We start from the raw sequence: 12,148 nt of genomic DNA, 5'->3' as shown, positions 1-12,148 counted from the left end.
CGCCCCCGGATCCCGCCGCCTCGTCGGTCCGCTCGGCCGCTCCGGCATCATGGGCCGGAGAGGCCGGGCCGTCGAGGAGAGCAGGGACACACCGTGGGCAAGCGCGCGCAGCAGGGCGGGAACGCCGGGCCGCTGCTGGAGCAGGCGGTGCGGTCGGTGCTCACCGCCCCGGACGAGGGGCTGGACCTCGCGCTGGACACCGGGGCCTGTCTGCTGGCCGCCTCGGCCGGGCAGTGGCCGGCGGTCAGCCGGGCGCTGCTGGGGTACGTGGACACCGCCGTGGGCCGCTGCTGGTCGGCGGGCTGGCGCCCGGCCGACCTGGTGCGGGTGGTGCGGCGCCAGCTGAAGCCCGTCCACCTGGCGCTCGCGGTGGACCTGATCGCCGCCGAGGGCCGCCGCCACCCCGCCGCGGGCCTGGACCGGCGCTGGCAGGAGCAGCTTCGCGAGCTGGAGACCGAGGTCTGGTGGCCGGCCGACGAGCAGTACCTCGACGCCTTCGCCCACCGGCACCGGCTGGACCGCTTCGCGCTCGCCACCGCCGTCCTGGAGCTGCTGCGCAGCTGGGGCCGGCTGCCCCCGATCGCCCCGGTCGGCCCGGTGCCCGGACAGTCCGTACGGGCGCAGCACGCCACCGGGCCGGTGACCGGGGAACCGCGGATGCTGGCGCGGATCCGGGCGCTGCTGGCCAAGGCCGAGTCCACCGAGTACCCGGAGGAGGCCGAGGCGCTGACTGCCAAGGCCCAGCAGCTGATGGCCCAGCACAGCATCGACGAGGCCCTGCTGGCCGCGGCCGGTGCCGACCGGGACGCCCCGGCGGCGCTGCGGATCGGCGTGGACAACCCATACGAGGGCCCCAAGACGATGCTGCTGGACGCGGTCGCGGCAGCGAACCGGTGCCGGGTGGTGTGGGCGAAGGAGTACGGCTTCTGCACCGTGATCGGCTTCGACGGCGACCTGGACGGCGTCGAGCTGCTCTACACCTCGCTGCTGGTGCAGGCCACCCACGCGCTCAACAAGGCCGGCTCCGGCAAGGACTCCCGCAGCAAGGCGTTCCGGCAGTCCTTCCTGGTCGCGTACGCGGCGCGGATCCGCGAGCGGCTGACCGCCGCCACCGAGCGGACCACCAGCGCCGCCGCGGCCGGCCGCCACCTGCGCGAGGACGGCACCGAGGAGCAGCTGCTGCCGGACGAGCGGCTGCTGCCCGCGCTGGCCGCCCGCTCGGCGAAGGTGGACGAGGAGGTGGGCCGGCTGTTCCCGAAGCTGGTCTCGCAGCGGGTGCGGGTCAGCGACGGCGAGGGCTGGGCGGCCGGACGCGCCGCCGCCGACCGCGCCGCGCTCCACGGGCGGGGCGAGATCCACAACTGACGGCCGGCCTGATAGAAACGACCCCGCCACGAACGAAGGGGGATTCGACTTGACTCCTCCCCCGCTTGGGGGCGGGGGATTCCTGGCTCACGCTGCCGCGACGTCCGGCGGACGTTGCGGTCTTCCGCGATCGGCACCAGCCGGGTTGAGACCAGCCCGGACGAGCATCACACGCGCGGAGTTCTTGTCCCTGGGGGACGAGACCCCGCACGCGGTGCACGTATAGATCCGTTCGGAGAGGGGGAGGCGGTGCTTGGCTCTCGCACCGCAGTGCGCGCAGTCCATCGTGGTGTGCGCGGGGTTGACCAGGTGCACGGCCCGACCGTGCTTGCGGGCCTGCTCGATCAGGGCCGTCTTGGTCGCGCCGATGGCGGCGTCGGCGGCCTTGCGGGCCATCGTGGTCCTGACGAGGAACGTCGGCCGGAAGTCCTCCACCGCGAGGGCGTCATGGTCACGGACAACGGATTTGGCCCACTTGCGGGCGGTGTCCCGGCGCTGGTTCGCGACCTTCCGTTGCAGCTTCGCGGCCTGCCGCCGGGCCTTGCGGTAGCCCTTGGTCTGTGCCTTGCCCTTCGGCTGGAGCCGTCGGGCCATCTGGCGCTGGTAGTGGGCGAGTTTCCGCGCGACGCTCTTCCCATGCTGGGGGTGGGGGAGGTCGTGGGCGTCGCTGGTTGTGGTGGCGATCTCCTTGACGCCCCAGTCGATCCCTATGACGCGACCCGTGACGGGCAGCGGCTCGACGGCTGCAGGGACCACGAAGCTCGCGTACCAGTGCCCGATGGCGTCCTGGTACACCCGGACCGAGGAGGGATCACCCGGAAGATCCCGCGACCACACCACGGTCACCACGATGCCGCCCGCGAGGTGCAGGCAGCCGTCCTTGATCCGGAAACCACGCCGTGTGTAGTTCAGCGACGCCCGCGCCTCGCGCTTCCTCTTCGACTTCGGCATCCCGGCACGCCGACTCACCGGAAGCCCCGCCTTGATGTCCTTGAGCGCCTTGGCGCGGGACTTCGCGAAGTCCCGGACGGTTTGCTGCTGCGGGACCGACGCACCCTCACTCAGCCACGCCATCGCCCCGCGCGCCTGTGTCAGGAGCTTGTCCAAATCGGCCGGTCCGCAGCTGCGCTGCGCCTCCGGATCGGTCCGGTTGTGCAGATGGACCTTGCGCGACATGTGGACGCATTCATTCCACACCCACCGGCACCTGCCCCACTCCGCGCCCAGCAGCCCGGACGCGGTCGACGACACACGTAGGCGGTAGATGTACCGGGCATACCCGGCCTCCTCCACTACCTGTCGCATCGTCATGACCCACAAGCTAGCCGACCCCACTGACATCAACTAGAGAGGCCCGTACAGATGCGCAGAGAACTCCATCGCTTCGCGGCTCCGCTCCAAGTACCCATTCCCCTCCCAGCTGAAGCCGGGATCACCCTGGGAGAAATCCGGTGACGGAGTCGGCGGCGGAGTCGGGTTACCGGGACCGGGTGCGCGGAGCGCTGCTCGGCGGCGCGATCGGCGATGCGCTGGGCTGGCCGGTGGAGTTCCAGCAACTCCACCAGATCCAGGACCGGTTCGGGCCGCAGGGCGTGACCGCGCTGCCGTCCGGGGGCGGCGGTCCGGTGGAGGTCACCGACGACACCCAGATGACGCTGTTCACCGCCGAGGGCCTGATCCGCGGCTTCGTCCGCGGTTGGACGGGCGGCGGCGGCTCGGTTCCGGAGGCCGTGCACGGCGCCTACCGGCGCTGGCTGCGCACCCAGTACCAGGGCGAGCCGGACACCGATCCGCAGCCCCGCCCGTACGACGGCTGGCTGCTGGGCCGGCCCTTCCTGTACGCGCGGCGGGCGCCGGGCAACGCGTGCCTGAGCGGGACGTCCGAGCACCCGGTGTTCGAGGCGCCGGCCGCGATCGGGCGCCCGGGGCCGATCAACCCCGGGTCCAAGGGCTGCGGCACGGTGATGCGCTCGGCGCCGTTCGGGCTGGCCCGCCTGGGCGTCGAGCAGTCCTTCGGGCTGGCCGTGCAGTGCGCCCAGCTCACCCACGGACACCCGACCGGCTACCTCGCGGCGGGCGCCTTCGCGGCGCTGGTCGAGCGGCTGGCGGCCGGGACGGAGCCGTGGGCGGCGGTCGGCGAGACGGTGGAGCAGATCCGCGAGCTGCCGAAGTCCAAGGAGACCGTCCAGGCGCTGGCCCGGGCGGTGCGGCTCGCCCAGGAGGCCGAGCCCTCGGCGGAGACGGTGGAGCGGGTCGGGCTGGGCTGGATCGCCGAGGAGTGCCTGGCCATCGCGGTGTACTCGCTGCTGGCGGCCACCCTCGACCCCGACCCGGTGCGCACCGCGCTGCTGCTGTCGGTGAACCACTCCGGGGACAGCGACTCCACCGGCGCGGTCTGCGGCAACCTGGTCGGGGCCGCGTACGGCGCCTCGGCGCTGCCCGCCGAGTGGGCCGGGGCGGTCGAGGGGCGGGCCGAGCTGCTGACCGTCGCGGACGACCTGCTGGTGCTGTTCGGCAGCCGCGACCCCCACCACCCGGCGCTCGGCGGGCGCTACCCGGCCTGGTAGGAGTTACTTCGCCTGAGGGTCGGCGACCTGACCGAGGAACAGCGGTCGGCCGGTGGAGGTGTCCCGGATCAGGAACAGGAACGGCCGGTCGATGTGCAGTTGGGCGGCCTGGCGCGGGGCCGGCGCCGCTGCGGCACCCACCCCGACGCCGCTGCCGGCCGCCGCGACCGTTCCCTCCTCGTCGACCTGCACGGTGGCCTTCTGCACCACCGTGCTGACGACGAGCGGCTCCTTGGCGATGCCGCCGAGGTCGGCGTTGTCGAAGGCCGCGTGGACGCCGAGCGAGCGCAGCGCGGGGGTGAGTTCGTTGGACGTGTCGAAGTGGAAGCGCGGCAGCTGCAGGTCGACGGGCTGCTCGGCGAGGGCGCCGAGGATCCGGTCCAGCTGCGGCTGGTCCAGCCCCTTGGTGAAGGCCGCGAAGCCGCCCTGCGCGGGGACGATCAGGTCCATCGCCAAGTTGCCGTCCTTGTAGGGCAGTTCGACGGCCTGCCAGGGCTCGCCGACGATCCCGCCGGAGCCGTCCGCGTACTTGAACTCGCCGGTCTGGCTCATCATCGAGACGTTCGGGGTGGCACCGTCGAGCTTGTGGAACGGGCGGTCCTCGGTGTGCGCGGGCTTGAACTCGGAGGCCCACTTCGCCTTGAGGTAGAGCGCGTCGGCGAGGACCAGCCGGGTGCCCCCGTTGATCGCGTTCGGCGCGAAGAGGTCCTTGATCCGCCCCTCGGTGGCCTTCTCCACGGCCGCGTTGACCGCCTTGCGGCTGCCCTCCGGGTCCTTCTTGAAGTCGGTGGTGTGCACTCCGGCGTCGAAGGCGGCGGCGAGGGTGGCCAGGTAATCGGGCTCCACCGGGAAGCCCTGCTGCGTCCAGACCTCGTCGCTCCGGCGCAGGGTGAGCCCGTCGCTGGTCGGGACGGGCCGGTTCAGCGCGCCGGTGACGAGGGCGTACCGCTTCGGGTCGAGGTCGGTGTGCAGGGCCTTGGCGAGTTCCTGGGCGGTCGCGCCGCGGGCGCCGGGCATCAACATGGCGAGCACGGTGGACAGCCCGGACGGGGAGACCACCAGGTTGTGCCCGGCGCCGTCCGGCGCCGCGGTGAGGGTGTGCAGGAGGTCCAGCCCGAAGGCGTCGGTGGCCTTCGCGGTGGCCGCCGCCTGGGCCGGGTCCACCGCGGGCCGACTGGCCGGCGCGGAGGCCTTCAGCTCCGAGGTACCGGCGGCCCCGGTGCTGCCGCAGCCGGCCACCAGTGGGGTGGCGAGCGCGGCGGCGAGGAGCAGCGCCGCCGGGCGGCGGGACGTACGACGACGGGTTCCGGTGCTGCTGTTCGTCATGGCCCTTCGACGCGGCACCCCGCCTTCGGGTTCCGCCTCGGCTACCGGACGACAGGAATCCGACCGCTTCGCCAGTCATCGAGCCGCTTACGGATGCTCGCGACCATGGGCAGCGCGTCCACCTCGTCCGGGTGGAACCAGGCGGTTTCGAAGGACTCGTCCGAGGTGCGGAGGGTGCCACCGACAGCCCATCCGAGGAGACAGATGGAGAACTCCTGGCGGACCTCCCCGTCGTCGTACGCGAAGACGTGGCCCGGGTTCGTATAGGTGCCGACGATCCCGGTGATCTCGATCTCGATACCCGTCTCTTCGAGGGTCTCGCGAATCCCGCATCCAGCGAGGGATTCGCCCAGCTCCATCTTTCCGCCCGGCAGTGCCCACATGCCGTTGTCGGTGCGCCGGTGCAGCAGGACTCGGCCCGTCTCGTCCACCACGACCACGGAAGCGGCCGGAACCAGGCTGTTGGCCTCGGGGGCGTTCGGATCGTCTTCGTAGTCACGCCTGGCCATTGCGATTCCGAGGATTCCTAGAACGGCAGAGCGGGCTTGCTCTCCGCCCCGATGGTGACCAGCTGCTCGTGAAACTGCCGGGTCAGAATCTCCTTCGGGTAGTTCGCCTGGAGTTCCTGGTCCAGCTCCCCGGCGATCATGAGGAGGGACGGCAATGACTTCCGCTCGGCCTCGAAGGCTCGCCCGGCGACGGAAACGGCCTCCTCAAGCTCACCTCGGCGGGCCGCAGCGACACCGAGCGTCAGCCTGGCCTCCGCCATGCGCATGGGTGAGCGCTCGGACCCGTCGGACGCCGTGCCCACCCGGATGACCTCACGGGCGTGGACCGTGGCGCGGTCGTCGTCGCCGAGCAGCCGGTACGCGTCCATCGCATAGAAGTCCCACTTGTCAGGATCGATGACGAAGTGGTGATCCGGGTGCTCCGGCTTGGGAAGGCGTTCCAGCCTCGCGCGCCCGGCCTCAAGGGCGTCTCGCACACCTCGACCGTCGCCCATGCGCCCGTACGCCTTGGCGGCCTGCCCGTAGAGCTGAGCCCCGATGGAGTGGCTGGCGTCTGCGGCGTGGCCGGCCTCTACGGCGGTGATCACGTCGGCAAATCGCCCCTGCGTGAGGGCGAACCACGCCTCAAGCTCCCATGCCCACGCGACGATCTCTCCGTGGCCGCTCTCGGCTCCGACGCGAAGGGCTGCGGCCCTGCTGAGGTTCGCGGCCTCGACCTGGCCCAGGTCGTATTCGAGGCATCCACCGAGCAGGAAAAGCCATCCGGCATCGACCAGTAGGTCACGGTGCTGCTTGAGCGAGATCCGGCGCTCCAACTGCCGGGTCACGAAGTTGATCCCCTCGCGGGTCTTCTGGTGGAGGTCGGCCGCCGGCGCGTACGGATACGCCCGACAGAGCTGGTAGATCGCGGCCTCGATCGACTCCATCGACGCCGGGTTTATGTCGGACTGCTCGATACGTCGCACCATCTCGGCCACCTCCCACAGGCCGAAGCTTCCTGTGGGCGGCAGGGCAACGGCGGCTGGCGGTTGTGCGACCACTCCTACCACAGCACCGCGTTCCCAGGGCCGGGCAGCCAAGTCGAGAAGACGACCAGGGATGCGCAGTCCGTCGGCAACCTGGATGATCTTCTCCATGGTGGTGATCGCGCCTTCACCACGGGCCAACCTGCCGACTCGTTCGGCCTTCACGTCGATGGCCTCGCCGATCTTGGTGAAGCTGATGCCGCCCCACTTCCGGGCAAGGGCGAAGACTTCGCCCAGGTCGCGACGGTTCAGGGCATCGCGCACGTCGGCGCGCTCAAGGACGTGCGGTGGCAGTGCTGCGGGCGTTGGAGCTTCAGACATGACCACGTCCCATGTGCCGATCTGACGCCGAGTCGCGCGGTGATCACCAAGTGTACCCATCATGGGCATACCCACCACGGGGGAGCGACTATGGCCCCACTACTTGAATCCTCTTCTGTGCGCAGGGAATTGCCGTCAGAGGAGGAGCGAGATGTCGACCGTCGAGATCTCCGCGTTCGAAGCGATGCTCACGCGACACCGGCGGTCTGTCCGGACCGCCAGGAATCACCTGCGCGATTTCCTCGCCCGGGTTCCCTACGGTCCTGCCCTCCTGAGTGACGGTGAGGTCGTACTCACGGAGTTGGTGACCAACGCGGTTGTGCACGCGAGGGTTTCGCCCGGGCGAAAGGTCGCCGTGCGCTTCGAGTTGCTGTGCGGCCATCTCCGGATCGAAGTGCACGACGCGAGCAGCGAGAAGCCGGTGATCCGGCGCGCAGCCGGCCCGGACGACCTCTCGGGGCGTGGGTTGTGTCCGGTGGAGGCCCTGTCCGTGGAGTGGGGCTGCGAGCCCCGGCCGGAAGGCATCGGAAAGATCATTTGGGCTCTGGTGGGCCCGGAAGGTGGTGCGCGATGAGGCTCGTGGGTACGTCCGGGGAGGCTGCGCCGTACCCGTTCCCCGTAGTGGTGGAGGTCAAGGGGATCACGGAACCCGCGCAGTTCGCCAAGCTGCCGGAAGCGCTGTCGGCGCTCCTCGCCTCGCTGCGGGCGCTGCCGCTCACCATCGAGCAACTGGACTACTTCGACGAGCTGTTCGGGCCGGACTCCGCGCAGCGCATCGGCCACCGGCTCGCGACGTACGGCGAGGTGCGGTCGCTGGCGTTCCTCGGCCTGACGCCCCACCTGGTCAAGCTGTACCCGGCCGCCCCCGGATCGCCCCGGTGAAGCGGCGCCGCCTGCGGGCCCGACTCGACCGCTTCCGCACGTGGTGGTGGTTGGACGGTCAGTTCATGCGACCGATCCGGGCCATCTCGCCGAGTAGGCGTGCCGCCCACCGTGAGGTGACGCGATGGTGCGGCGAGCCTGGGTACCTCGACAGCTGCCGGATGCAGTTGATGCGACGGATCTGGCGGGAAAACACGGGAGTTGACGACCAGCTGGCCGACCTGAACAAGGCGGCGCTGTTCCAGCGGATCTTTGGCCGCGAGACCGGGCCTTGACCGCTCAGTCCCAGAGCGCCCCGAGAGCCAGCAGCTCGTCCCGGTACTCGATCCGCTCGACCCACTCCTGCGGCCAGACCTCCTCGCCGTGGTGGGCGCCCGCGAAGGCACCCGCCAGGCAGGCGAGGGAGTCGGAGTCGCCGCTGGAGTAGGCGGCCCTGCGCACGGCGGCCACCGGGTCGTCCGGCAGCAGCAGGAAGCAGAGCAGGCCGGTGCCGAAGGCCTCCTCGGCGACCCAGCCCTCACCGGTGGCCAGGCACGGGTCGGCCTCCAGGTCGGGCGCGGCGAGCGCGGCCTCCAGTTGGTCGAGCACCTTGAGGCAGTCGTCCCAGCCGCGGGCGATGACGGCCTGCGGCGAGGCGCCGTACCAGCGGTCGGCGAGGTCGCCGAGCCAGAACTCGTCGTACCGCTCGCGGCTCGCCAGAGCGTACGCCCGCAGCACCGCGGGCAGCCCGGCGGGCGGGACGCCCTCGGCGAGCTTGCGCACGGCGAAGGCGGTGAGGTCGCTGGCGGCGAGCGCGGTCGGGTGGCCGTGGGTGAGCGCGGACTGCAGCTGGGCGGCGCCGGAGAGCTGTCGGGCGTCCAGATCGCGGATCAGCCCGATCGGGGCGACCCGCATGTTGGCGCCGCAGCCCTTGGAACCGACGTCGCTGGCCTGCTGCCAGCGGTATTCGGGACGGCTGAGCCGCTCGCAGGCGCGCAGGCAGGTCATGCCGGGGGCGCGGTTGTTCTCCGGGGAGCGCCACCAGTCGACGAACTCCTCGCGCACCGGCCGCTCCAGCCGAAGGGGCGTCAGTGGCCCGCGCTCCAGGGCGGTGCGCAGGCCGCGACCGAGGGCGAGGGTCATCTGGGTGTCGTCGGTGACCAATGCCCGCTGCGGCAGCGGGAGTTGCCGCCAATAGGGATGGTCGGCGGCGATCGCCTCGACGCTCTTGAACTCGGTCACCCGGCCGATCGCGTCCCCGATCGCCAGCCCCAGCAGTGCCCCCGTCGCCTTGCCCACGGCAGCTCCCCCCTCTTCGTCACACCTCGACCAGCAGTTCCTTGAGTCCTCGGATCACATAGCCCGGGTTCCACTCGGGCTCGCGGACCAGCCGCAGGCCCGGGGCCCGGCGCAGCAGGGTGCCATAGGACTCGGTGAGCTCCAGTCTGGCAAGCGGGGCGCCGAGACAGAAGTGGATTCCGGCGCCGAAGGTGATGTGCGGGTTGTCGGCGCGGGCGAGGTCGAGCCGGTCGGGGTCGGCGAAGCGCTCGGGGTCGCGGTTGGCGGAGCCGAAGAGGAGCGCGATCTCGGCGCCGCGCGGGATGGTGACGCCGCGGACCTCGATGTCCTCCAGCACCCAGCGCTCGAACATCTGCAGCGGGGTGTCCCAGCGCATCAGTTCCTCGACGGCGGTGGGCAGCAGTTCGTCCACCGAGCCGCGCAGCCGGGCGAGTTCCCCGGGGTTGCGGAACAGCGCCCACCAGCCGTTGCCGGTGGTGTTGACGGTCGCCTCGTGGCCGGCGTTGAGCAGCAGCACGCAGGTGGAGACCATCTCCTGCTCGCTGAGCGCGTCGGAACCCTCCTGAGCCTGGATCAGGGCGCTGATCAGGTCGGCGCCGGGGGCGGTGCGGCGCTCGCGGATCAGGGTGCGCAGGTAGTCGGAGAACTCAATGCTCGCGGTGACGGCCCGGCGGGCGGTCTCCTCGCTCGGGTTGAGTTCGAACATCCCGGTGATGTCGGCGGACCAGGGGCGCAGCAGGTACCGGTCGCCCTCCGGGACCCCGAGCATCTCGGCGATCACGGCGACCGGCAGCGGCTCGGCGACGGTGGCGATCAGGTCGCCGCCGCCGGCGGCGAGCAGCCCGTCGACCAGTTCGCCCGCGAGGCGCTGGACGGTCGGCCGCAGCCCCTCGACCATGCGCGGGGTGAACGCCTTGGAGACCAGGCGGCGGATCCGGGTGTGGTCGGGCGCCTCCAGGTCGAGCAGCCCGTGGTCGTTGAGGGTGTGGAAGGGCTCGTGCGCCGGGTCGGGCTCGGGGCGGCCGAACTCCTGGTGGCTGAAGCGGTGGGTGTAGGTGCGGCCGAGTCGGCGGTCGCGCAGCAGGGCGCTGACGTCCTCGTGGCGGGAGACGAGCCACTGGTTCGTCGGCTCGAAGTACGTCACCGGCGCGTGCTCGCGCAGCTCGGCGTACGCGTCGTACGGGTGGGCCACGAAAGCCGCCGACCAGGGGTCGAACTTCGCCGTCGTCGTCATCGGTCGTTCACTCCAGGCCGTGAGGGGAAGCCGGAAGGATCATCGTACGCATGCGGTGCGTCCGTGAAGAACCCCTTCCGGCTGCCCCTTTTCTCACGCCCGTTCCGTCACCAGCCGCCGCACCAGCTCGGGCAGCGCGCGGGAGATCGGCTCCCGGATCACCTCGGCGGCGGCCTCGTCGAAGGGGGTCGGCTCGCCGTTCATGACGATCAGCCGGGCACCGCCCTCCACCGCGATCTGCGGCAGCGCGGCCACCGGGTAGACCTGGAGGCTGGTGCCCACCGCGACGAAGATGTCGCAGGCCTTGGCGATCGCGTCGGCCTGGTCCAGCACCACCGGGTCCAGGTTCTCCCCGAACATCACCGTGCGCGGCTTGAGGATGCCGCCGCAGTCCCGGCACGCCGGGTCCGGCTCGCCCTCCTCGACCCGCGCCAGCGCCTCCTCCATCGTCCCGGTGACCCGACAGCGCACGCACTGCACCTCCCGGGCGGTGCCGTGCAGTTCGAGCACCTTGCGGGCGGGCAGGCCGGCCCGCTGGTGCAGCCCGTCCACGTTCTGGGTGAGCACCCGCACCGGCAGCCCGGAACGCTCCAGGTCCACCAGCGCGCGGTGCCCGGCGTTCGGCTCGGCGGCCAGCGCGCCGGCGTCGCGGCGCATCAGCCAGGCCCGCGCGCGCACCTCCGGATCGGCCAGGTACGGGCCGATGGTCACGAGCCGCTGGGCCGACGGGTCCTTCTGCCACAACCCCTGCGGGCCGCGGTAGTCGGGGATGCCGGAGTCGGTCGAGATGCCCGCGCCGGTGAGCACGGCGATCAGAGGACGCTTGGCGTTCATACCCGGGACGGTACGGCCGCCGCACCGCCCCCGGCCACCGATATAACCGCCCCGTCAGGCCAGCGCCGCGCGGAGCGCGGGGGCCGGGCGGGTGAGCGGGGAGAGCGCGCCGAGGTAGCAGGCGGCGGCGAGCGGGATGAAGGCCAGGTCGGCGACCGAGGCGACGGTACCGAGCAGCATCAGCACCGGGCTCCACCAGCGCAGCGTCCGGGCCGCGCCCACCGAGGCGGCGACCAGCAGGGCCAGCAGGCCGACGTAGAAGAGCAGCGGGCCGACCTTGTAGACGGCCGGCAGCACCCCGGGGACGTCCTGGACCCGCTCGAAGAGGCGCGCCTGTTCGTCCTTGGTGGCCGAGGCCAGGCCGACGTAGAGGTCGATCCCGATCTGCGTCAGCGCGGCCGCCAGGCCGATGAGCGCCGTTCCCAGCGCGGTGTTCGCGGCCAGCCGCCCGACCGTGGTGCCGCGCGGGGCGAGCAGCCGGCGCAGGGCGAGGAGGACCGGGGCGAACAGCAGCAGGCCCGCGAACATCGCGGTGTGCCCGGCGGTCCAGCCGAGGCCCGGGGCGCGGGAGCCGGGCACCAGGCGGATGCCGCCGTAGAGGGCCATCAGCGCGGGGGCGCCGACGGCGGCGTAGCAGGTGAGGCGGCTGTTCCGGAGGGCGTTCATGCGAGGTTCTCCCGTGGTGTCCGTGATCCGTTGCGACACCCCAGAGCCTCCCGGCCGGGGCCCTCGTCGCGGATCGCCCGCACCGGCGAACTCCCGGTCTCCCCCGCTGGGGGGAGCCGGTCAGGACCGCCCTGCCGGAAA

At 71.8% G+C, this 12,148-nt stretch carries 12 protein-coding genes; 4 read left to right on the top strand and 8 right to left on the bottom strand.

Annotation, left to right across the window (positions count from 1 at the left end; translation table 11 throughout):
* Positions 1 to 93: 93 nt before the first annotated feature.
* Positions 94 to 1,365 (top strand): DUF2786 domain-containing protein, encoded by a 1,272-nt coding sequence (locus tag ACGF12_RS04345; RefSeq protein WP_393025313.1) that lies wholly within the window; start codon positions 94 to 96, stop codon positions 1,363 to 1,365.
* A gap of 87 nt (positions 1,366 to 1,452) precedes the next feature.
* Here ACGF12_RS04345 and ACGF12_RS04340 read toward each other — a convergent pair whose 3' ends face one another.
* Positions 1,453 to 2,676 carry an RNA-guided endonuclease InsQ/TnpB family protein gene (locus ACGF12_RS04340; RefSeq protein WP_393025310.1) on the bottom strand — a complete coding sequence of 408 codons (1,224 nt, stop codon included), beginning with the start codon at positions 2,674 to 2,676 and terminating at the stop codon, positions 1,453 to 1,455.
* 140 nt (positions 2,677 to 2,816) lie between these two features.
* Between ACGF12_RS04340 and ACGF12_RS04335 the strand changes: the two genes are divergently transcribed.
* Positions 2,817 to 3,932, top strand: a complete 1,116-nt coding sequence (locus ACGF12_RS04335; RefSeq protein WP_393025307.1) for an ADP-ribosylglycohydrolase family protein — start codon at positions 2,817 to 2,819, stop codon at positions 3,930 to 3,932.
* 3 nt (positions 3,933 to 3,935) lie between these two features.
* Here ACGF12_RS04335 and ACGF12_RS04330 read toward each other — a convergent pair whose 3' ends face one another.
* The 3 genes from ACGF12_RS04330 to ACGF12_RS04320 are packed head-to-tail and all read right to left on the bottom strand — an operon-like array spanning position 3,936 to position 7,056.
* The gene (locus ACGF12_RS04330) at positions 3,936 to 5,258 is read right to left on the bottom strand and encodes a serpin family protein (protein ID WP_393025304.1); all 1,323 of its coding nucleotides are present in this window, start codon (positions 5,256 to 5,258) and stop codon (positions 3,936 to 3,938) included.
* Positions 5,259 to 5,299: 41 nt separating this feature from the next.
* Complete coding sequence (locus tag ACGF12_RS04325; protein WP_393025301.1) at positions 5,300 to 5,767, bottom strand: NUDIX hydrolase; 468 nt, start codon at positions 5,765 to 5,767, stop codon at positions 5,300 to 5,302.
* Positions 5,768 to 5,784: 17 nt separating this feature from the next.
* Positions 5,785 to 7,056: a tetratricopeptide repeat protein gene (locus ACGF12_RS04320; RefSeq protein WP_393025299.1), complete on the bottom strand. Its 1,272-nt coding sequence runs from the start codon at positions 7,054 to 7,056 to the stop codon at positions 5,785 to 5,787.
* Between the two features lie 208 nt (positions 7,057 to 7,264).
* Here ACGF12_RS04320 and ACGF12_RS04315 point away from each other — a divergent pair, with 208 nt between their 5' ends.
* A complete protein-coding gene (locus tag ACGF12_RS04315; RefSeq protein WP_393025296.1) occupies positions 7,265 to 7,687 on the top strand; it encodes an ATP-binding protein in 423 nt (140 codons plus the stop codon).
* Positions 7,684 to 7,995, top strand: a complete 312-nt coding sequence (locus ACGF12_RS04310) for a hypothetical protein (RefSeq protein ID WP_393025293.1) — start codon at positions 7,684 to 7,686, stop codon at positions 7,993 to 7,995. The genes ACGF12_RS04315 and ACGF12_RS04310 overlap by 4 nt, the downstream gene beginning before the upstream one ends.
* 279 nt (positions 7,996 to 8,274) lie before the next feature.
* On the opposite strand, the gene ACGF12_RS04305 is transcribed toward ACGF12_RS04310, so the two are convergent.
* The 4 genes from ACGF12_RS04305 to ACGF12_RS04290 all read right to left on the bottom strand — a co-directional run bounded on the left by ACGF12_RS04305 (position 8,275) and on the right by ACGF12_RS04290 (position 12,007).
* Positions 8,275 to 9,273, bottom strand: a complete 999-nt coding sequence (locus ACGF12_RS04305) for an ADP-ribosylglycohydrolase family protein (protein ID WP_393025290.1) — start codon at positions 9,271 to 9,273, stop codon at positions 8,275 to 8,277.
* A 19-nt stretch (positions 9,274 to 9,292) separates the two neighbouring features.
* Positions 9,293 to 10,507: a cytochrome P450 gene (locus ACGF12_RS04300; RefSeq protein WP_393025287.1), complete on the bottom strand. Its 1,215-nt coding sequence runs from the start codon at positions 10,505 to 10,507 to the stop codon at positions 9,293 to 9,295.
* Between the two features lie 93 nt (positions 10,508 to 10,600).
* A complete protein-coding gene (locus ACGF12_RS04295; RefSeq protein ID WP_393025285.1) occupies positions 10,601 to 11,341 on the bottom strand; it encodes an NAD-dependent deacetylase in 741 nt (246 codons plus the stop codon).
* A 54-nt stretch (positions 11,342 to 11,395) separates the two neighbouring features.
* Positions 11,396 to 12,007 (bottom strand): hypothetical protein, encoded by a 612-nt coding sequence (locus ACGF12_RS04290; protein ID WP_393025282.1) that lies wholly within the window; start codon positions 12,005 to 12,007, stop codon positions 11,396 to 11,398.
* Between the last annotated feature and the right edge of the window lie 141 nt (positions 12,008 to 12,148).

It is taken from the genome of Kitasatospora sp. NPDC048296, assembly GCF_043201815.1.
In the GTDB taxonomy this organism is placed as follows: domain Bacteria; phylum Actinomycetota; class Actinomycetes; order Streptomycetales; family Streptomycetaceae; genus Kitasatospora.
The sequence above is the reverse complement of the archived record's forward strand: the minus strand, read 5'-3'. Positions and strand labels throughout refer to the sequence as shown.

Coding starts and splice junctions, on each gene's coding strand:
- ACGF12_RS04295 (WP_393025285.1), bottom strand. CDS start 11,341: ATGAACGCCAAGCGTCCTCTGATCGCCGTGCTCACCGGCGCGGGCATC.
- ACGF12_RS04325 (WP_393025301.1), bottom strand. CDS start 5,767: ATGGCCAGGCGTGACTACGAAGACGATCCGAACGCCCCCGAGGCCAAC.
- ACGF12_RS04300 (WP_393025287.1), bottom strand. CDS start 10,507: ATGACGACGACGGCGAAGTTCGACCCCTGGTCGGCGGCTTTCGTGGCC.
- ACGF12_RS04290 (WP_393025282.1), bottom strand. CDS start 12,007: ATGAACGCCCTCCGGAACAGCCGCCTCACCTGCTACGCCGCCGTCGGC.
- ACGF12_RS04310 (WP_393025293.1), top strand. CDS start 7,684: ATGAGGCTCGTGGGTACGTCCGGGGAGGCTGCGCCGTACCCGTTCCCC.
- ACGF12_RS04340 (WP_393025310.1), bottom strand. CDS start 2,676: ATGACGATGCGACAGGTAGTGGAGGAGGCCGGGTATGCCCGGTACATC.
- ACGF12_RS04315 (WP_393025296.1), top strand. CDS start 7,265: ATGTCGACCGTCGAGATCTCCGCGTTCGAAGCGATGCTCACGCGACAC.
- ACGF12_RS04330 (WP_393025304.1), bottom strand. CDS start 5,258: ATGACGAACAGCAGCACCGGAACCCGTCGTCGTACGTCCCGCCGCCCG.